The organism is Variovorax sp. P5_A3 (assembly GCF_056400665.1).
Window position 1 is genome coordinate 75,708 of record NZ_JBFUKW010000035.1, and the last position, 17,471, is coordinate 93,178.

Below are 17,471 nucleotides of genomic sequence, written 5' to 3' on the forward strand. Positions count from 1 at the left end.
CTGCGGATTCAACCGGTCGATGCAACACATTCGCTGAACATCTCAGCAGGTGTATGGAAGCCGAGCGTCTTGCGCGGCCTCTCGTTCAATTGTCTCGCGATCGCGTTGAGTTGAAGCTGTGAGAACCCTGAGATGTCCATGCCCTTCGGCATGTACTGCCTGAGCAATCCGTTCGTGTTCTCGTTGCTTCCGCGCTGCCATGGGTTCTGCGGATCACAGAAGTACACCTGAATGTCGGTGGCCAAGGTGAACTTCTTGTGAGCGTGCATCTCGGTGCCTCTGTCCCAGGTCAGTGACTTGTAGAGCTCCTGTGGCAGCTTGCGGGCGTTCTTGATGAGCGCGTTGACGACGGTCTGAGAGTCCTTGCCGTCCAGCTTGACCAACATCACGTATCGCGTCTGGCGCTCAACCAGCGTGGCGATCTGGCTATTCGCGCTTCCAAAGAGCAAGTCGCCTTCCCAGTGGCCGGGAACTGCTCGATCTTCGACCGTGGCTGGCCGCTCGCTGATGGAGATGGCGTCGGCGATTCTTCCGTGGACGTCTGTCTTCTGCGTGTACTGACGTGAGCGGCGCATGCCCCGAGTGCGCCTGAGATGCTGCAACAGCTCCTTCTTCAAGGCCCCGCGGGCTTGAATGAACAGGCTGCGGTAGATGGTCTCGTGGGACACGTGGGAGGTCTCGTCGCTCGGGTAAGTATGCTTGAGCCAACCGGCGATCTGCTCCGGAGACCATTGCATTCGAAGCTTCTCAGTGACGATGCGCGCCAGGTCCCGGTTCTCGGCCAGCCTGCAGCGCTTGGGTCGACGAGCCCGGTCCCAGGCTGCCTGGTCAGCCTGCGTCGCCCGATAGCACCCTGAACCACCATTGCGCTTGAKCTCGCGGCYGATGGTGGATGGAGCTCGCYCGAGGATYAACGCGATCGAGCGAATCGAGAARCCRGCCGCCATGGCACGCGAGATCTCCTCGCGCTCGGCCAGTGTCAGCGCCAYCGRTGARCGSCTTCGCTCMGGYGGYCGAATGCCGCCSGTACGSGACAGGATCTTCTGTACSGACGTGTGTGSCCGATTGAACAGWTGAGCRATCTGATGSAGGGTCCATCCCTGCCTCCATCGCTCCCACATCAAYGCCTTCTGGCTGTCTGTGTAGTAGGTTCGCGTCCGGTAAGCCATCTGCAACACTCCTTCTGCCTACGGCAGTCATCAGTGTGTTGCATCGACCGGTTGAATCCGCAGCCGCCTACTGTCCTTGGCCCCGCATGCAGGGGACGGCTACGACGCGAGCAGGGCCCACACCCAGTATGCCCCGATACCCATCTGCGCCAGAAACGCGAGGAATCGAGCATTTACCGCAGGGACGCTCAGTGACCACAGATGTACGCTCGACTGGACGAGGCGAGCGGCCAAGAACCAAGGCGCGAGACCGTCGGTCACGCCGGTTCTGTCGGTGGCAATAGCGACGAGCAGAAGGCCGCCGAATACCGGTATGCCCTCAAGGCAGTTGGCGTGCGCTCTACCGAGCCGTTGCATGAACGGTGACAGATTTGAGTTGTCAGGTTGGAACTCATTTGCCGCGACCGCTCCTTGCACAACCAGGCGGCTACGAAGAGCCTCCATGAGGACGAGCAGTAGTAGCGACCAACCGATGAAGCTGGTCAAGACGAATGCAGACATGCTTGGCATTTTTCTAGCTCCTCACGATTCCGCGAAGTCAGCAGGATAGCCGGCAGTGGAGACCTAACGGGCCGCAGCGCTCGACCGTCCGTTCCTGGCCGTTTGCGGCGGATGATGGCTATGTACGGTAGGTCGCCCCAGACGGGGACCAATCCACCTTCGTCCAGTCACCATCCGGAACGAAAGCTTCCATGCCTTCCTTCGCTATGGTCGTGGCCAACACGCTGGGATTCTCACTCAGCACCCCGCTGGCACCGGCACGAGCGCCGCGGTCGGTCAAGATGACCCAGTACGGGTAGCGTTCAAGTTGCGCACCATCGGACCGACAGACTTCAACCCTCCCGTTGGCGGCATAGCCAACGAAATAGTTTCCGCCCTCGTAGTTTGAGCTCTCGCGCTCCTCGATGTCACTGACCGGCAGGCGTGCCATGACGCGGCGTGCGACCTCTTCAAACGGTGCGTCGCCGGTCGAGTCACGAAGGAACAAAACGATGTGCATGCTTTGGGATAGGCGATGAAGGGTCAGAATTCGTCGAAGTGGGAGCGCAGAACGACGGTCCGGTTTTGGCCGCATCCTGCCTGTCAGATGATAGGCTGCGTACGCTCGCCCAGTTCGCGGTTTCCCGAGGAGCGTGGGGCGTCGGCATTGAGGACAAGTCAATGGGTTTGGACAGCCGCATCATCGTTTCGCTCGACTTCCCTACCGCCGCATCGGCGGCGGACCTCGTGAAGCAGCTAGGTGCAGCTGCTACGTTCTACAAGGTAGGCCTGCAGCTGCTGACGGCCGCAGGACCTTCGGTCGTCCGCGAGCTCGTAGACGCAGGGAAAAGCGTTTTCTTGGACCTCAAGCTCCTGGAAATCCCAAGCTCGGTGGCGGGCGCGGTCACCGCAGCCGGACATCTGGGTGCTTCGATGGTGACTGTGCACGCCTCAGGCGGTTCCGCCGTGCTTCGCTCGGCAGTTCAGGCCGCGAGCCAGTTCCCTCAACTGAAGATTCTTGCGCTCACCGTCATCACCAGCATGAGTGACCGGGATTTGGAAGAGGTAGGCGTCGCCTCGACGGTTCCAGAGCAAGTCGCACGACTGGCCCGCCTTGCAGCCGCTGCCGGTTGCCATGGCGTTGTGTCGTCACCATTGGAAGCGAGGCTGCTTCGCGAGGTCCTGCCGCCGGGTGCGCTTATCGTGACCCCAGGCACGCAGCTGTCGAGCGATGCCCAAAGCGACCACGCGCGAGCTGCGACTCCCGCGCAGGCAATCGGGGCCGGCGCGACGCACGTGGTCATCGGTCGCCCTATATCGCGTGCCTCGAATCCCGCTGCCGTGTTCGCCGCAGTGCGTGCTGACCTGGCGGCGGCCATCCAGTAACGCTGAAGCACCTAGTCCCATCTGGTTCGGACCACAACGCGCCCGAATCGAGGACGCCCGCCGACCGTCAGCTCTTGGCCGATTGTTGCCCGCCGCATGGTCAGTGCGCAGTGCGCACACGCTCCTGAAACCCGCGACCGACCAACTGCGGCGGCGAGCCTAAGGCCGTCCGTCCTTCGAACGTTGGCTGACGAACCCTTTGCCAAGCGAGGTCAACAACTTTGATCGAGGCGCAGCAACTATGAACACCTACAAAAATGACGACAACCTAAACGCGTTGTCAAACTTAAACGACAACCTACAATACATCTTGCTAGACAACTCATATCGAGCTGTCAGCGATCAATTTTCAAGGGAGTGAAATCATGTCTACCGCATCCGTCAACGAGGTCAGATTAGTCGGCAACCTGGGCAGCGATCCTGAGGTCCGCGCAGTCGGGCAGGGCATCCAGGTCGCGACGATCAGCATCGCCACGACGTACCACCGTGGCGAAGACGAATTCACGGAGTGGCATCGCGTCGTACTGTGGAAGCATCTTGCAGAGCGTGCGCAAAAGTATTTGCGCAAGGGCTCGTCCGTCTACATTGCGGGCCGTCTCGCAACCCGCAAATGGAAAGACGAGCAGGGCAACGACCGCTACACGACCGAAGTCGTTGCCGAATCGATGCAGATGCTCGGCAGCCGTCAGGGCCAGGCAGACGCAGGGCCGAGCGGCGATGGTGCCGGCGCATCTGGATCGAAGCAGGAGCGGCGCGCGGCACCTCCTCAGTCCAGTGCGGGCCCAGCGCCGCAGGAGGACGATGTCCCTTTCTAGAGGGCGCAGTAGCCGCCGAGATGCAGTGGCTTGTCCAGGAACGCGAGTTTGCGGATGCCACCATCTCGAAATCCATTGGCTTGCTCAATGGCATTCAGTGGCTGCTGCGCTCTGGTCGTACTGACCCTGAACAACCCACCTTCTCAGACGTCGAGGTCGCCGGCATGCTTGAGCTGGTGAAAGAGGAGCTCGGCCTCGCCCTCCCTGCCGATCAGGAAACATGAACACAATGACACCCGCTCAATTCGCCGCCGCAGCTTCGCTTGCGCGCTTGTCGGACGATCGTGCTGCTGTCGCTCGTGCCGTGCTCGTCGACGGCAAGCCCTACATCGCCGCAGTCGCCCCTTACGGCTGGAGTCGGCAAGCAGCCTACGGTCCAATCCAGTCGATTCGCAAGCACTGGGACCGCTATGTCGCCGCGCGCCACGCGGAGGAGGCTGCATCGCAGCTCAGTTCGCCCACGGAGGGATCGCCGTCCGGCGCGCCCTAAGTTTCACCATTCGTAGAGATCCAAATTGGAAAGCATTCATCGCAGAGACTTCGCGCAGCCCGACCGCGCGGCCGTCCAGGACGAAGTGATCCGAGCCGTTGAGACGGACCCGGAGCCCTTCATTGCCCGCTACAAGGCCGATCCCGACAACTTCGGCGGTCGCTACGTCTGCGCGGACAACTTCAAGGACACGTTCGACCAGTTCCGAGCATCGCCGGATGCGCGCAACCGCTACAACACGCCTGTTCACAACGCTGCCGCCGTGCTCTCTTCGGAGCAGTACCGCCGCGCACTGCACGACGATTCCGATCCGGCACGCGACGAAGTATTTTTTCTCACCGGTGTCCCGGGCGCCGGAAAGACGACCGCAGTGCTCGGCGCGGGGATCCCGCCCAAGACGAGAGTGGTCTTCGAAGGCCAGCTCAACCGGCCTGAGCCCTCAATGGAGAAAATGCAGGCGGCGATCGACGCCGGCCTCAAGCCCAGAATCTGGGTCGTCCAGGTAACGCCCGAAGTCGCCCTCAGGCGAACTTTCAAGCGATTCGAGGAATACGGGCGGGGCGCGAGCATCGCCGTCATGGCGGACATCCAAGGAGGTCTGCCAGATGGCCTGAAGAGGATCCATGACCGTTTCGGCGATTCTGTCGGGCTGACCATCCTTGACAACCGAATCGATGGCCAGCATAAGGAATTCCACGGCTGGCAGCATCTCAAACAACTTTCGCAGGAAGGAAACCATGAACGCATCGCACAACGCCTCCGCGCTGAGCTCGACCGCCACAAGAACGAAGGCCGAATCTCGGAAGCCTGCTACCGTCAAGCCAACGGAGACGCCCCCCTCGACCAACGCCCAAGCGTGGACCAAGTCGGTCCTGGCGGTGACCAACAGGGCATCGACGGACGAGAAATACCGCAAGGAACTGGCGAAGCGCATCAAGTAGCGGGGGCCGGGGATCGCCCACCTCGGGCAATCGCCTTCGAGCGCCTCACCGAGGCCGAAGGTATGGCCCAGCACCCGGAGCTTATGGGTGCTTACCGCGAGCTGGCCGCAAAGCGTGCCGAAGCCGCACAGCAATTTCCCAGGAACGACCAAGCCCAGGCCGCGCATCTCGGCGCAGCCCGCGCAAACATCCAGCGCCGTCTAGACGACGGCCGCATCCCGCCGCTTCCGCCGCCTCCGCCTGGCCGAGTTCCCCCGGAGCGTGAACGATGAGCCGCTCCGACTTCCCTTTCGACCCGGTCGCGGATTCCATCCCCTTCGACCGTGTCGCTGCGGCGCTGCAGTTCGCAGCGGAGGAGTTGAAAGCCGGCCGATCGATTTTGCTCTGGCCGATCAATCATCAAGGCTACGTGGTCGCGGCTAAGCACGGCGAATTCATCCCAGACGGCCCGCGGCATGATCCCTACGCCGATACTGTCCCGATGGAGCTGGAGGACCTTGCTACGCGTCGGAGGGGCATCCTCGCGAAGCTCAAGGGCAGTCACTGACCCTTTCAGACCACGGAGGCCGGCGGTTCAACCGACGGGTGAGGCGTTTTCGTCTTCACCTTGAGCCCTCGGGCCCGTGCTTCCGGGTCCTAGCCTCTGCAGGGCAGACAGGCCTTTGTAGAGTGCCTCTTCGTAGGACGAGTAGCTCTCTTCGGACGCTTGCAGCTCGGCCCAGATCGACACGTCTTCGGTCGACTCCATCAGCACCCAATGGAAACGGCCCGGGTCTGGCTCGTCCACACTCAGGGAGATTCGACGGAGGTGATCTGTCATGGATTTTTTTCTCGTAGATGTGCATGTCGTCGTCGCGGATTGCCTCGAACAGTCCGCCCAAAAAAAGAGGGCGCCGTTGGGCGCCCTCTCTCATCCCGCTTTACCGCGGGCAGCTATTGGGATGCGACCGCCAGTGCTCAGTGACGAACTCGGTCTTTCCGAACCGGGTTCGCACGTAGTCTGTGACGTGCACATCCTTGGGGTCCATGCATTGGGTATACATAGCGCACCTTTCAAGGAAGGGTTACCCGGGATGTGCCACTTGAACGGACCCCGAAAGCCTGTAAAGTAGGCCTGTGTTTGCCAACACGTGGTTCGTCAAGTGCGGTTCGACCCGCTTCACCGACCAGAGAAAGCCCGTTTTGGATCTCTTCGACCAGATCCGGACGGGCTTTTCTCATGGTTGCTCTACATGGCCCGAACCTGAAGTTCTGCGACCTACTATCGAATGCTCGCGGCCATGATAAGTCACCGAAAACTTATCCACACCAACGCGGCATACTGGCGCTCACGAGTAGCCTAAACAATCCCCGTCGCATCTTCTGCGCCAGCTGAATTTCCTCTGTGCGTTTGTCTGAGAACGATGATACGAAACTTGAATCGGCGGCAACTCTGGAGGGATCTTTCGCATTTTCCCCAAGGTCTCTCCATGTCGTAAAACTAGCAGCGGACGGGCGGGTAGATCTCGATGACCTTGTGCGCGCCTTGGATTTGCCTCCTCAAGCGCGGCGCTTGAAGCGCTCGGCAGGTACCGCGCCTTTGCGTTTTACCTTGACCCAGTCCCGCGTGCGGATGCCAGGCACGTAGATGCTGTCGGTTCGCTTCGCTACTAGGCCTTCGAGCTTGAGGCCCAAGACAGCCTCATTGAAGATCCGCTGAATGTCCTCATCGAAGTGGCCGACGGCCAGGACGTTGTCGGGACTGGGGTCGAGCAGCTCCGCCAGCAGTGCCTTCCTCTGAACCAGCGGCTGCTGGGTGATGTTGATCCCGTGGTCGACCAGAAGGTCGAAGACGGCGTAGCCGACCAGATCGGCGCCGTCATACAAGCGCCGGCGGCGCGCGCGGTCCTGCAGCCGATCGAAGGCGCTGCGGCCGAGGTCGTCAAACACGCACATCTCGCCGTCGACGACGTAGGGGCCCCCGGACACCTTGGCCAGGCTGTTGGTCACCTCAGGGAACCAGCGGGAGCAGTCAGCGCCGTTGCGCGTGCGCAGCTGGGCGCTGCCGTCACCGAACATGGCTGTCACCCGGTAGCCGTCCATCTTGATCTCGTAGATCCAGCCGGGCTCCGCGAGGTTCAGCGGACGCTCGTCGAGCAGCATGGGCGGGAAATCGTCGAGCGTCATACCCCGACGGTGCCCGCGGCGTCAGCTTTTGGCTGTCAGCAGGATGCGCAAAATGGCCTATGCACACGCGGAAGGAATGGTTCGAGGCCCGCGCAGACGCTGCGCGGGTCGCATTAAACTGGAGGCACTGATGAAAGATGATCCGAAAAAGACAGGCCTTGACCGCAAGCTGATCTCGCTGAAAGAGCCGCATGAGGTGCGCAGCTGGACAGAATCTCTCGGCGTCACCGAGCAGCAGCTCAAGGCCGCAGTGGCGGCCGTGGGCAATTCGGCGGAGAAGGTCCGGGAGTACCTTCGAAAATGAGCGCGCCGCGCTCGGGTGCCCCCTGCATACCGGCTTGGGACCAGACGGACTACCATCAGCGTGCGCGTCCGGGTCCCCGGGCGTTTGCACAAACCCTTTGAGGGTCAGCCGATGACCAGGCGAATAGCACTACGGCATGCGTTTGACTGCAGGCAGACGAGCGGCACCTTCGGGTGCCGTTTGCCTTTGTTCGCCAGCCATTGCGTCTTGTGATGGATCAAGGTTGTTGATCGTTCCGGTCCAATCGGCAGGTACGCCAGTCATAGTTGGCGCTCAAGCTCTTGATCGGTTCAAAGTTGCTGCGCCCCGGGGACGGGCGCCAAGTTGCTGCCTTCGCGAGCGACCGCTATCGGGAAGGTGCGGACGGTCACGTCGCTGCGGTGTTGACCAAGCCGGACCGTGCATGCTTCACTTCCCTGAAACGTACACATATGGCAGACATCTTCATGAGTTACGGGTCAGCGGATCGGGAGCGGGCGCAACTTATTGCCAAGAGTCTCGAAGATGCCGGTTGGACGGTCTGGTGGGATCGACACTTGCCCGCCGGAAAGGCATTCGATCGCTCTCTCTCCCAAGAGCTTGAGAAGGCAAGATGCGTGATTGTCCTTTGGTCGAAGCATGCCAATAACTCAGATTGGGTGCTGGAGGAAGCCCACGAAGGGCTCCGCCGAAAGATACTTGTTCCGGTTGCTATAGAAGGCACCGACATTCCATTTGGCTTTCGTCGATTGCAAGCGGTTCAGCTTCAGGACTGGACCGGAAATAAAAACAGTCCGCCGTTTTGCAGTCTCAAATCTGCAATATCTGCCACGCTAGATCACAGTCTTGCAGAAAACGTCGAACCACAACAGAAAAAACCCGAAAATAAGGGCTGGGATGTTGTTGGATCACTTGGTACCGTAGTAAGAGCTTTAGGCGGCGCGCTTTTCATATCAGTCACCAGTGAAGTGTTGGGCAGATACTTGTCCCTTGGCCCTTCCTGGGCCTTTTGGCTTGCCGCAATTTTCGGCGGGGCTTCCTTTTCATTTGTTTGCTTCGTTGTCAGCGAGTATTGGGTGGCGCGCTGGATTCTTTCCAGCAATCTCGCTGTACTTCCATTTCTCGATATAAATACTGCTTGGATTTTTTTCTTGGTTACTGTGGCAAGTATGATTTGTTCAGTTATGGTATTTCAGCGAAAAGAACGAGCGAAGATTGAAGTGGCGCGCCAAATTTTAGATAACAATCAATCTCCGGCAAACACCCCTGCCGTTCAAGGTGCCCCATTGGAAGATCACATGCCTCCCCCGGTTGATCCACCCACGTAAATCATGCCGATGTGCCCATGTGGTAGTCGTCCGGGACGCCGGAGTCCACCTCGCAGAATGTTTGCCAGGCCGGTCAACAACTTTGATCGAAGCGCAGCAACTATGATCACCTTACACGTCGACCGGCTGCGGTACGCTCATCGCGTCACGACGGGCGCATCGATGATCGGCCCAGCATCAAAGACTTCCACTGGCGTCAGCCTGAGCAGCTGCTTCGCTTCGTCGATAGTGCCGCAGAGCCACTGATCGACATCGCCTCTCTCGATCGGGATCACAGAACGCTTGTCCTGTAGGGCGGGTGGTAGAGGGATCTTCGTTTCGGGATCCAGCACCGGTCTATGCATCCGGTTCATCAAAGGATGGTTGTCGGCGTTCAGCGTGAGCATCGTGTAGGACTCGTGCACTTCGCCGGTCACCTTGTTTACCCATGTGTTCCAGAGACCGGCGAGGCCCCAAGGATCTCCGTCCGCCCGCCGGAACTGCCACCACACGTTTTTCTTGGTCTCCCAGTTCGGCTCGTCAAAGCTGGAGGCAGGAATGATGCAGCGCTGCCCGCGCGCCCATGGGTGCTTGAAGCTCGCCTTATCGGCCAGCTCTTCGCTGCGCGCATTGTTCGTCGGGAATTTCAGCTTCGGTTCCTTCGCGAACCATGGGATCAGGCCCCACTGACCGACTACAAGCTCACGTTCGTAGCCTGTGGCATGCCTGGCCCGGCGGACGAAGGGGCCAGGCGCTCGCGGAAAGATTGCCGGCGCCCAGCTTGGACGACCATCCTCCCGGCCTATGTGCCAGTACGACTCGATGTCGTAGTCGTCCGGCGAGATGTATCGATTGCACATGGGGCGATTGTGCTTTTCAGCAGCGACGACGCAACCCTGCGACGGGTCAGCGGAAGTCTCTGCTGGATGTCCGAAGGGTGCCCAGCAGGCGCGTGTGGTCGACAAGCTTCGTTGCAACCAAGGACTGCACGCCTTTCTCGTTTTGCCAGGTGCCTTCGACACTGAGCAGCTTGGCTCCAAGCAGCGCAGTGCGCTGTTCCTCCGCCACCTGCGGCCAGACGATGATGTTGACCGTACCAGTCTCGTCTTCGAGCGTTGCGAAGATGACGCCGTTCGCCGTGCTGGGTCGCTGGCGATGCGTCACGATTCCGCTGGCGCGGACCTTCTGACGGTCCTTTCCACGGGTGCGTAGCTCCTCGGACGTCTTGATGCCCCACTCGCTCAGCTGGGGTCGAATGATCGCCAGCGCATGCCGGCGCAGGCTCAAGCCAGTGGAGCCGTAGTCGTCAGCAATCTCGGAGCCTTCCTCAGGCTCCTTGAACTGAATTTCCTCCTCGAAGGTGCGTGCCTCGCGCAGCATCTTTGTTGGGCGGGTGTCGATGCCCTTAGCCGCCCACACGGCATCCGGGCGGCGCCCGGCCAGGTTGAGCAGCGCATCCGCGCTCGAGAGGCACCTGAGGTCGTGAGCATCGAGCTGCGCACGCATGGCTAGATCTTCCACACTCGCGAATGGCTGTTGCGTGCGCGCTGCAACGATTCTTGTCGTCGCTTCCTCACGCATGCCATTGATTCTTGAAAGTCCGAGTCGTACGGCTCTCATCGGCTGTTCGTATGCGGTGTCCCAGCGCGCCGAGGCCACGCCCTGCGCAGGCTCCTCAAGGGTCGATTCCCATTCGCTAATCGTGACATCGACCGGTCGCACGACGACGCCATGCTCACGCGCATCGCGCACGAGTTGGGCCGGCGCATAGAAGCCCATGGGCTGCGAGTTCAGGAGCGCCGCGAGCATCGCGTCCGGATGGTGTCGCTTCAGCCAGCAGCTCACGTAGACGAGAAGGGCAAAACTCGCCGCGTGTGATTCCGGGAACCCATAGCTTCCAAATCCTTCAACCTGCTTGGCCAGACGCTGCGCGAATTCCTCTGTGTAGCCCTTCTTCCGCATGCGCTCGATGAGCTTCCGCTGATGCACTTCCAGGCCGCCGCGCTTTCGCCAGGCGCCCATAGCTCGGCGCAGCTGATCAGCCTCGCCAGCGGTGAAGTCGGCCGCCAGCATCGCGATTTGCATCACCTGTTCTTGGAAGATCGGCACGCCGAGCGTCCGTTCTGTCGCCTGACGGATCTCGTCGCTCGGGTACTCCACGGCTTCTTCGCCCATGCGCCGGCGCAGGTAGGGATGAACCATGCCGCCTTGAATTGGGCCCGGCCTCACGATCGCGACCTGCACGACCAGGTCGTAGAAGGTCCGAGGTTGCATGCGCGGCAGCATGCTCATCTGTGCTCGGCTTTCGATCTGAAAAACGCCAACGGTGTCGGCCTTGCAGATCATCTCGTAGGTCGCAGGATCCTCCGCCGGCACGTCCTGTACGCGCATCGGCGGGGAGCCGGCTTTTTCCCCGGCCAAGTCGAGCGCGCGATGGATCGCGCTCAGCATGCCCAGCGCGAGGATGTCGACCTTGATGAGCCCGGTCGAGTCGAGATCGTCCTTGTCCCACTGAATGATGCTGCGGTTGTCCATCGCAGCGTTTTCCACAGGGACTAGCCGACTGATCTTGTCGCGTCCGATCACGAAGCCACCCGGGTGTTGGCTTAGATGGCGAGGGAAGCCGCGAATGGTGTCTGCGATCGTGAGCCAGTGCACCACTGTCGGATTCGTAGGGTCGATCTCGTTCTCAAGCAGGCAAGCCTCGCTGATCCACGTCTCCTCGGTGCCGTAGGCCGTGTTCGCCAGGCGATCGATCTTGTCCGCGTCGATCCCCATTGCCTTCCCCACATCGCGCAGCGCCGACTTCGTGCGGTAGGTCGTGGCCACCGCCGTGAGCGCTGCGCGATCGCGGCCGTACTTTTCATAGATGTACTGCATCGCCTCTTCGCGCCGCTGGTGCTCGAAATCGACGTCGATATCGGGAGGCTCCTTTCGCTCTACCGAGATGAAGCGCTCGAAGAGGACGCTCATGCGATCGGGGTCCACGTTGGTCACCTCAAGGCAGTAGCAAACCGCGCTGTTGGCCGCTGACCCGCGTCCTTGGCAGAGGATGTTGCGGTCGCGCGCCCAGTGCACGATGTCCGCGACCGTGAGGAAGTAGCTCTCGTATTCGAGCTGGGCGATGACCTTCAGCTCGTGCTCGACCTGCTTGCGCACTTTTTCCGGCAGGCCGTTCGGATAGCGGCGCTCCGCGCCGTCGTATGTCAGCTTGCGCAGATACGACGCGGGTGTCTCGCCGTCGGGAACCACCTCTCGGGGGTACTCGTATTTGAGTTCTTCAAGTGAAAACGCGCACATGCTGGCGACCCTTACGGTTTCCTCCATCCATTCGCCGGGCACTTGTTCGATCAGCGCGGCGCGGCCGCGGAGGTAGGCTTGAGCATTGGCCTGCAGGGCGTAGCCGGCAGTGGCCACCGTTTTCCCCAGGCGTACTGCTGTGAGAACGTCCTGAACCTTTTTGCGTTTGCGCGTGTGCATGACTGGGCTGGAGCTGGCCACGATGCGAATGCCGGTGCGCTCGGAGACCTGCTCGACGATCCACAGCCTCAACTCATCGTCCATCAGGAGCGGTCGCGGTGCCACGATCCATGCTCGGTCCGGGAACCAGGTCTTAAGCCACATCGCTTGCGCGAAGAGGGATTCGACCGTCGCGTCACTGTCGGGCAGGAGGAGCGCCAAGCAGCCAGGCATGCCCGCTAAATGCGGCGCTTGGATGTTCTTTCCCTCTACGTCCGTCACCAAGGCGCTGTAGCTGCCTTTCGCGGCTCGCCGGCGCGCGATCGTGATGCATTCGCAGAGGTTTCCCCAGCCAAGCTTGTTCTGCGCGAGGAAAACGACTCTGGCATGCGGATGGCCGCTCTGGGTTGCCAGCGATATCTCGCTGCCGCAGATGAAGTGGAGGCTGGCGTCGCGTGCCGCCAAGTGGGCCCGTACAACGCCGGACACGGAACATTCGTCAGTCAACGCCAAGGCCGAGTACAGCTTGGAGGCGGCGCGTTCGACCAATTCCTCGGGCTGGGAGGCGCCCATCAGGAATGTGAAGTTGGAGCGGCAGTGGAGTTCGGCAAAAGGCGGCGGTTCGTACACTGTACGTTTATACAGCTTTTACGAAGGGTCGGCTGTCTTCCGACGCTTCGCGCCCGCGACGCCCGCGATGCAGTTCGTCGCATCCAGCGAGTTTCTCCCCTCCTCGTTCGCCGGCGTAGGACTAGGGCGCCTGGGCAGTGTCCGAGCTGGCGGACGTCCCCGGTGCCAACCGCCCTCAGCGCGCACTAGGTAAGCAGAGCGGCGCGGCCTGCCGGCCGTGACTGGTTGGCGACATGTTCCAGCCCGGCAAAGCGATTCCCGCCCCGTTGGTGGGACTCGCTGTGGCGGACGCGACGCGCACCTCTTCCGTTGGTCGCCCAAACGTGGCAAGTTCGCAATTTCCAGCGGCCGGATCGCGCCGCATCGACACGGGGAAACCATGGCCGCACGTTCCATCGCATCGCTGTCGCTCAGCTTCGGGCTCGTCTCGATCCCGGTGAAGCTCTACTCGGCGACCGAGTCCTCCGAGACTATCCGTTTCAACCTCCTGGCCAAGGACGGCAGCCGGGTCAAGCAGCAGTACGTCTCAGAAAAGGACATGAAGACCGTCGTGCCGCGCAGCGACATGATCAAGGGCTACGAATTCGAGAAGGACCAGTACGTGCTGTTCCAGCCCGACGAACTAAAGGCGCTCGAGGAAGGCACGAGCCACGTGATCGACATCGTGTCCTTCATCCCGGAGAAGGAAGTCGACCCGATCTACTACGACAAGGCGTACTTCCTGGCGCCGGACAAGCGGGGCGGCAAGCCCTACAGCCTGTTGCGGGCTGCGATGCGCGAGAGCGGCCGCTGCGCGTTGGCCAAGTGGGCATGGAAGGGCAAGCAGTACGTCGTCCAGGTCCGGGCGGCGGAAGACGGCCTGGTGCTGCAGCAGCTGCTCTACGCAAACGAAGTCCGCTCGCTCGCCGATCTCGATATCGAGAAGGTCCAGCCGACCCCCGCAGAGTTGAAGCTGGCGCTGCAGCTGATCGACCAGATCTCAGAGGACACCTACGACCCGACCATGTTCGAGGACGAAGAGAAGAAGCGCATCCTGGCAGCCATTGACGCCAAGATCTCGGGCAAGGAAGTCGTCGCGTCGCCGCACGCCGGCGAGGAAGCAGGCGCCCAGGTCATCGATCTGACCGAGGCGCTGATGGCCAGCCTGAAGAAGACCCCCGCGAAGGCCCCCGCTGCGGCCAAGCCAGCGACGGCAGAGACCGCGGACAACGTGGCCGAGATGGGAGCCAAGCGCAAGGGCGTGCGCCGGGCGGCAAAGACCGAGGAACCGGCGGCGGAACCGGCGCGCACTCGCGCCAGGAAGTAAGCTGGCGGCTCACCAAGCTGGCGGGAGGTAGTTCTGGAGTCGCACACGCTTCGCAGCGTTCAGGAGATGCTCGGCCTCTCCCGGAGCGCCATCGTTCGCCTGGTCGAACTTGGCTTCGTCAAACCCAAGCGCGGGCCGCGCCAGGCGTACCTCTTTTCGTTCCAGGACGTCGTGCTGCTGCGCACCGCCCACGAGCTGCGGTCAGCGAGCATTCCGACGACGAAGATCCTGCGATCACTGAAGAGGCTCAAGGACGAGCTGCCTGCGGAGGCGCCTCTTTCGGGCCTGCGGATCACCGCCGTCGGCAAGGACATCGTGGTGCGCAACCGCGATTCGCAGTGGGCTGCCGACACGGGCCAGCTTCTGATGGACTTCGATGTGGGGCTCGAACCGAAAGGCGACGCCACAATGGTCGTGCGCCACCTCTCGTCGGCGCGCCAGGCCGGAGCTTCGGTCACGGCGCTGACGCCTTCGCCGCAGGATTTGTTCGTGCGTGCCGAGTGCATGGAAGCGGTCGACGCCGCCGAAGCGCGACGGCTCTACGAGGAAGCGATTGCCATCGCGCCGGACTTCACCAACGCCTACCTCAACCTGGGAGCAGTCCTTTGCGAAAGCGGCGATTGCGATCAAGCAGTTCGGGTGTTCTCGAAGGGCATCGAACACCGGCCGGACGAGCCCCTCCTCCACTTCAATCGAGCAGTGGCGCTTGAGGACTTGAATCGATTCGAGGAGGCTCTGGCCAGCTACGACCTGGCGCTACAGCTCGATCCGAACCTTGCCGATGCCCACTTCAACGCAGGTCGCCTGCATGATGAGCTCGGCAACAGTCAGGGCGCCATTCGTCACTACAGCGCCTACCGACGCCTCTCGCGCTGACCCCTGTGGAGACAGAACTCGAAGAACGCCTCTAGCTCAGTCGACTTGTCGAAGAACGCATCGGCACCGGCCTCGAGGCACGCCTTGCGCATGGTGTCAGTCGCGTAGTTGGTCAGGACAGCAACGCGTTGATGGGGCTCTCTCCCGCGGCACCATTCGACGACACCGAGCCCGTTGCCTTCCTCTAGAAAAAGGTCGACGACTGCCAAGTCCCACTGGCCCTTGTGATGTGCCAGCCATGCGATCGCCTCCGGTTCAGATTTGGCGATTGCAATGACGCTTGCCGACCCCAGATCCGCGAGGGCAGGGATCAGGTGATCTCGAATCTTCTGGTTGTCTTCAACGAGGAAGACTGATAGGCCAGCCATGACTTCCACCGTTTTTGGTTTTCGTTTTGGCGAGGCTAGTGCGAATCATTCCCTCGTGAGTGGGCGCTCAGGTGATGAATGGGTAGGATGTAACCGCCATAAGGAGGATCGCGATGGACAGAACCCCCGAGCAGGTTCAGGCCCATTTGAAGTGGACGCTGGCCTGCGAACGTCTCAGCTTCGTGATGGATCCGCCGCAAGGCGCAAAGCCGGAGGGAGAGTTGGCAGATCTGGCCGCGGCCATCGCGCACGTCCGCCATGCGCTCGAGCAACTGGAAGCAGCGTTCGCGCCCGGCAAGAAGGACTGATTGGCCCGGCCAAGTCACGCCTTTCCTTGCGGCTTAGATGTAGGCTCCCGGCAACAGCCCCCGCTACCTGCTCGCAAGCACATGAGCTCTTCGCGACCGTCTGCCGCCGCCACGAAGCCGCATCGTGTCGTCTCCAATCACTTATCAGGAGACCTGCGATGGCTGATGTGAATGACCCCCGTGTGCCTGGTGACAAGGACGGTACTGCTACTGCTACCGGCGTGGGTGCAGTGGCTGGCGGCGTAGTTGGAGGCGTTGCTGGCGGCGCTGCAGCCGGCGCCGCGGTTGGTGGAATGACCGGCCCGGTCGGCGCGGCAGTCGGTGCGGCAGTTGGTGCCGTGGCAGGCGCGTTGGCTGGCCGTGCCGCCACGGCCGACCCGGTTGCCGAAGACGCCTACTGGCGCGACAACTATGCAGGGCGCGACTACGTCGAGGCCGGCACAAGCTACGACCAATACTCGCGCGCCTACCGCTACGGCGTCGATGCGTACAGAAACAGATGCCGGCCTACGTTCGTGATGGTGGAAATCCACCTTGGGAGAAATCGCTCGGCGCCACCCTGTCGTTTTGCACAAGGAGCGCACCATGACTGAAATCAAACGCCCGACAGCTGTCCCGCTCGCCGTAGAGGCGAGGCTTGGCGATCGTGGATCAGCCTCCGGGCAAAACATCGAGCAGAGCCGCGCAATCGGGCAGGACCCTCCGGAGGAAGGTAGCCGGATGGGACGCGAAGCGAACAAGAAGTCCGGGTTTCCTGGAACGCCGGACATCGGGACTGATGCGGCGCAGACCGAGGAGGCCGAGGAGGACGAGAGCGCCAGGCAGTGACCCAGTTAGTGGCTGGGGGCGCCGCCTTAGCGGCCGCCCAGAGCCGACGGTCTACTTCTGAGGCTTACCTAGGTGCTGGCGTACTGCGTCGGCGCTGACGCCGACAGCCGCGACTGCCTCACGGAGCTTTTCCTCAGAGATCCCAAGGGTCTGAGTCCAGTAGCGGACCTCATGGTCCTCATTCAAGTTGATTCGTGCGCGGTCCTGCGCACCGCGGTTGGTGGTGTCGTCTGGCATTCGAGGTCTCCTTACTTCGGGTTCTGAGGAGTTGCTGGGCTGTCGGGCGCTCCGCGCTCGTTCCCCGTTGTCACGTTSGGCCCATCGTTTGGACCGATCGGACCTTCGCCGCCCGGCTCGATCTTCGAAGTCTCTTTCGTCGGATCAATGGGCGGGGCCGGCTGYTTCACGGTGGTGCTGTTGTCTGCCATGAGAGTCTCCTTTCGAGTTCCAGATTCGCCCCGCTGCCTCCGGGCTGGCGTAGGAGCCTGCCGGGGTCGACGGTCCGCGAGCGCCTTCAAGGATGCTTCGGGATGACCTCGGGAATGGGAACGCGCCTGCAAACGCCTGTGTCTTCGCCCGTACATTTCGCCCATGGCCGCAGCACCCCCACTGGCAAAGTACAAGGCAAAGCGCAACTTCGCCGTGACGCCCGAACCCAC

22 protein-coding genes are annotated in these 17,471 nt (G+C 61.6%); 13 read left to right on the forward strand and 9 right to left on the reverse strand.

All coding sequences use genetic code 11. From position 1 onward, the window contains the following. Positions 1-8: 8 nt before the first annotated feature. The 3 genes from AC1D3B_RS32825 to AC1D3B_RS32835 all read right to left on the reverse strand — a co-directional run bounded on the left by AC1D3B_RS32825 (position 9) and on the right by AC1D3B_RS32835 (position 2,169). Positions 9-1,169, reverse strand: a complete 1,161-nt coding sequence (locus AC1D3B_RS32825; protein WP_478194860.1) for an IS30 family transposase — start codon at positions 1,167-1,169, stop codon at positions 9-11. A 99-nt stretch (positions 1,170-1,268) separates the two neighbouring features. Continuing rightward, positions 1,269-1,670: an MAPEG family protein gene (locus AC1D3B_RS32830; protein ID WP_478194861.1), complete on the reverse strand. Its 402-nt coding sequence runs from the start codon at positions 1,668-1,670 to the stop codon at positions 1,269-1,271. A gap of 118 nt (positions 1,671-1,788) precedes the next feature. Continuing rightward, positions 1,789-2,169, reverse strand: coding sequence for a hypothetical protein (locus AC1D3B_RS32835; protein ID WP_478194862.1), 381 nt, complete (start codon positions 2,167-2,169; stop codon positions 1,789-1,791). 161 nt (positions 2,170-2,330) lie between these two features. Here AC1D3B_RS32835 and pyrF point away from each other — a divergent pair, with 161 nt between their 5' ends. The 6 genes from pyrF to AC1D3B_RS32865 all read left to right on the forward strand — a co-directional run bounded on the left by pyrF (position 2,331) and on the right by AC1D3B_RS32865 (position 5,828). After that, positions 2,331-3,035: an orotidine-5'-phosphate decarboxylase gene (gene pyrF / locus AC1D3B_RS32840; protein WP_478194863.1), complete on the forward strand. Its 705-nt coding sequence runs from the start codon at positions 2,331-2,333 to the stop codon at positions 3,033-3,035. A gap of 365 nt (positions 3,036-3,400) precedes the next feature. Then, positions 3,401-3,850: a single-stranded DNA-binding protein gene (gene ssb / locus AC1D3B_RS32845; protein ID WP_478194864.1), complete on the forward strand. Its 450-nt coding sequence runs from the start codon at positions 3,401-3,403 to the stop codon at positions 3,848-3,850. A gap of 20 nt (positions 3,851-3,870) precedes the next feature. Beyond that, positions 3,871-4,074 (forward strand): hypothetical protein, encoded by a 204-nt coding sequence (locus AC1D3B_RS32850; RefSeq protein ID WP_478194865.1) that lies wholly within the window; start codon positions 3,871-3,873, stop codon positions 4,072-4,074. After that, positions 4,071-4,340 carry a hypothetical protein gene (locus AC1D3B_RS32855; RefSeq protein ID WP_478194866.1) on the forward strand — a complete coding sequence of 90 codons (270 nt, stop codon included), beginning with the start codon at positions 4,071-4,073 and terminating at the stop codon, positions 4,338-4,340. Before AC1D3B_RS32850 ends, AC1D3B_RS32855 begins: the two co-directional genes overlap by 4 nt. 25 nt (positions 4,341-4,365) lie before the next feature. After that, complete coding sequence (locus tag AC1D3B_RS32860; RefSeq protein ID WP_478194867.1) at positions 4,366-5,553, forward strand: hypothetical protein; 1,188 nt, start codon at positions 4,366-4,368, stop codon at positions 5,551-5,553. Then, entirely contained in the window at positions 5,550-5,828 is a 279-nt protein-coding gene (locus tag AC1D3B_RS32865; protein WP_478194868.1) for a hypothetical protein, read from the forward strand. Before AC1D3B_RS32860 ends, AC1D3B_RS32865 begins: the two co-directional genes overlap by 4 nt. A gap of 27 nt (positions 5,829-5,855) precedes the next feature. On the opposite strand, the gene AC1D3B_RS32870 is transcribed toward AC1D3B_RS32865, so the two are convergent. Together AC1D3B_RS32870 and AC1D3B_RS32875 are read right to left on the reverse strand one after the other, a co-directional pair. Beyond that, positions 5,856-6,101, reverse strand: coding sequence for a hypothetical protein (locus AC1D3B_RS32870; RefSeq protein WP_478194869.1), 246 nt, complete (start codon positions 6,099-6,101; stop codon positions 5,856-5,858). Between the two features lie 719 nt (positions 6,102-6,820). After that, a complete protein-coding gene (locus tag AC1D3B_RS32875; protein WP_478194870.1) occupies positions 6,821-7,447 on the reverse strand; it encodes an ATP-dependent DNA ligase in 627 nt (208 codons plus the stop codon). A gap of 130 nt (positions 7,448-7,577) precedes the next feature. Between AC1D3B_RS32875 and AC1D3B_RS32880 the strand changes: the two genes are divergently transcribed. Next, positions 7,578-7,751, forward strand: coding sequence for a DUF3606 domain-containing protein (locus AC1D3B_RS32880; protein WP_478194871.1), 174 nt, complete (start codon positions 7,578-7,580; stop codon positions 7,749-7,751). Positions 7,752-8,017: 266 nt separating this feature from the next. Continuing rightward, entirely contained in the window at positions 8,018-9,058 is a 1,041-nt protein-coding gene (locus AC1D3B_RS32885; RefSeq protein WP_478194872.1) for a toll/interleukin-1 receptor domain-containing protein, read from the forward strand. A gap of 137 nt (positions 9,059-9,195) precedes the next feature. Here AC1D3B_RS32885 and AC1D3B_RS32890 read toward each other — a convergent pair whose 3' ends face one another. Both AC1D3B_RS32890 and AC1D3B_RS32895 read right to left on the reverse strand, forming a co-directional pair. Next, a complete protein-coding gene (locus AC1D3B_RS32890) occupies positions 9,196-9,897 on the reverse strand; it encodes an SOS response-associated peptidase (RefSeq protein WP_478194873.1) in 702 nt (233 codons plus the stop codon). A 46-nt stretch (positions 9,898-9,943) separates the two neighbouring features. Next, positions 9,944-13,126, reverse strand: coding sequence for an error-prone DNA polymerase (locus AC1D3B_RS32895; protein ID WP_478194874.1), 3,183 nt, complete (start codon positions 13,124-13,126; stop codon positions 9,944-9,946). Positions 13,127-13,505: 379 nt separating this feature from the next. On the opposite strand from AC1D3B_RS32895, the gene ku reads away from it, so the two are divergent. Together ku and AC1D3B_RS32905 are read left to right on the forward strand one after the other, a co-directional pair. Continuing rightward, positions 13,506-14,432, forward strand: coding sequence for a non-homologous end joining protein Ku (gene ku, locus AC1D3B_RS32900; protein WP_478194875.1), 927 nt, complete (start codon positions 13,506-13,508; stop codon positions 14,430-14,432). Positions 14,433-14,498: 66 nt separating this feature from the next. Next, positions 14,499-15,308: a tetratricopeptide repeat protein gene (locus AC1D3B_RS32905; protein WP_478194876.1), complete on the forward strand. Its 810-nt coding sequence runs from the start codon at positions 14,499-14,501 to the stop codon at positions 15,306-15,308. Here AC1D3B_RS32905 and AC1D3B_RS32910 read toward each other — a convergent pair. Further along, positions 15,287-15,676 (reverse strand): response regulator, encoded by a 390-nt coding sequence (locus AC1D3B_RS32910; RefSeq protein WP_478194881.1) that lies wholly within the window; start codon positions 15,674-15,676, stop codon positions 15,287-15,289. The two genes, AC1D3B_RS32905 and AC1D3B_RS32910, sit on opposite strands and share 22 nt — an antisense overlap. A gap of 113 nt (positions 15,677-15,789) precedes the next feature. On the opposite strand from AC1D3B_RS32910, the gene AC1D3B_RS32915 reads away from it, so the two are divergent. From AC1D3B_RS32915 to AC1D3B_RS32925, 3 genes are all read left to right on the forward strand, one after another. Further along, entirely contained in the window at positions 15,790-15,984 is a 195-nt protein-coding gene (locus AC1D3B_RS32915; RefSeq protein ID WP_478194877.1) for a hypothetical protein, read from the forward strand. Between the two features lie 158 nt (positions 15,985-16,142). After that, complete coding sequence (locus AC1D3B_RS32920) at positions 16,143-16,577, forward strand: glycine zipper domain-containing protein (protein ID WP_478194878.1); 435 nt, start codon at positions 16,143-16,145, stop codon at positions 16,575-16,577. Next, a complete protein-coding gene (locus tag AC1D3B_RS32925; protein ID WP_478194879.1) occupies positions 16,570-16,812 on the forward strand; it encodes a hypothetical protein in 243 nt (80 codons plus the stop codon). Before AC1D3B_RS32920 ends, AC1D3B_RS32925 begins: the two co-directional genes overlap by 8 nt. Before the next feature lie 51 nt (positions 16,813-16,863). Here AC1D3B_RS32925 and AC1D3B_RS32930 read toward each other — a convergent pair whose 3' ends face one another. Continuing rightward, on the reverse strand, positions 16,864-17,049 hold the full coding sequence (locus AC1D3B_RS32930) for a DUF3606 domain-containing protein (protein ID WP_478194880.1): 186 nt from the start codon (positions 17,047-17,049) through the stop codon (positions 16,864-16,866). Between the last annotated feature and the right edge of the window lie 422 nt (positions 17,050-17,471).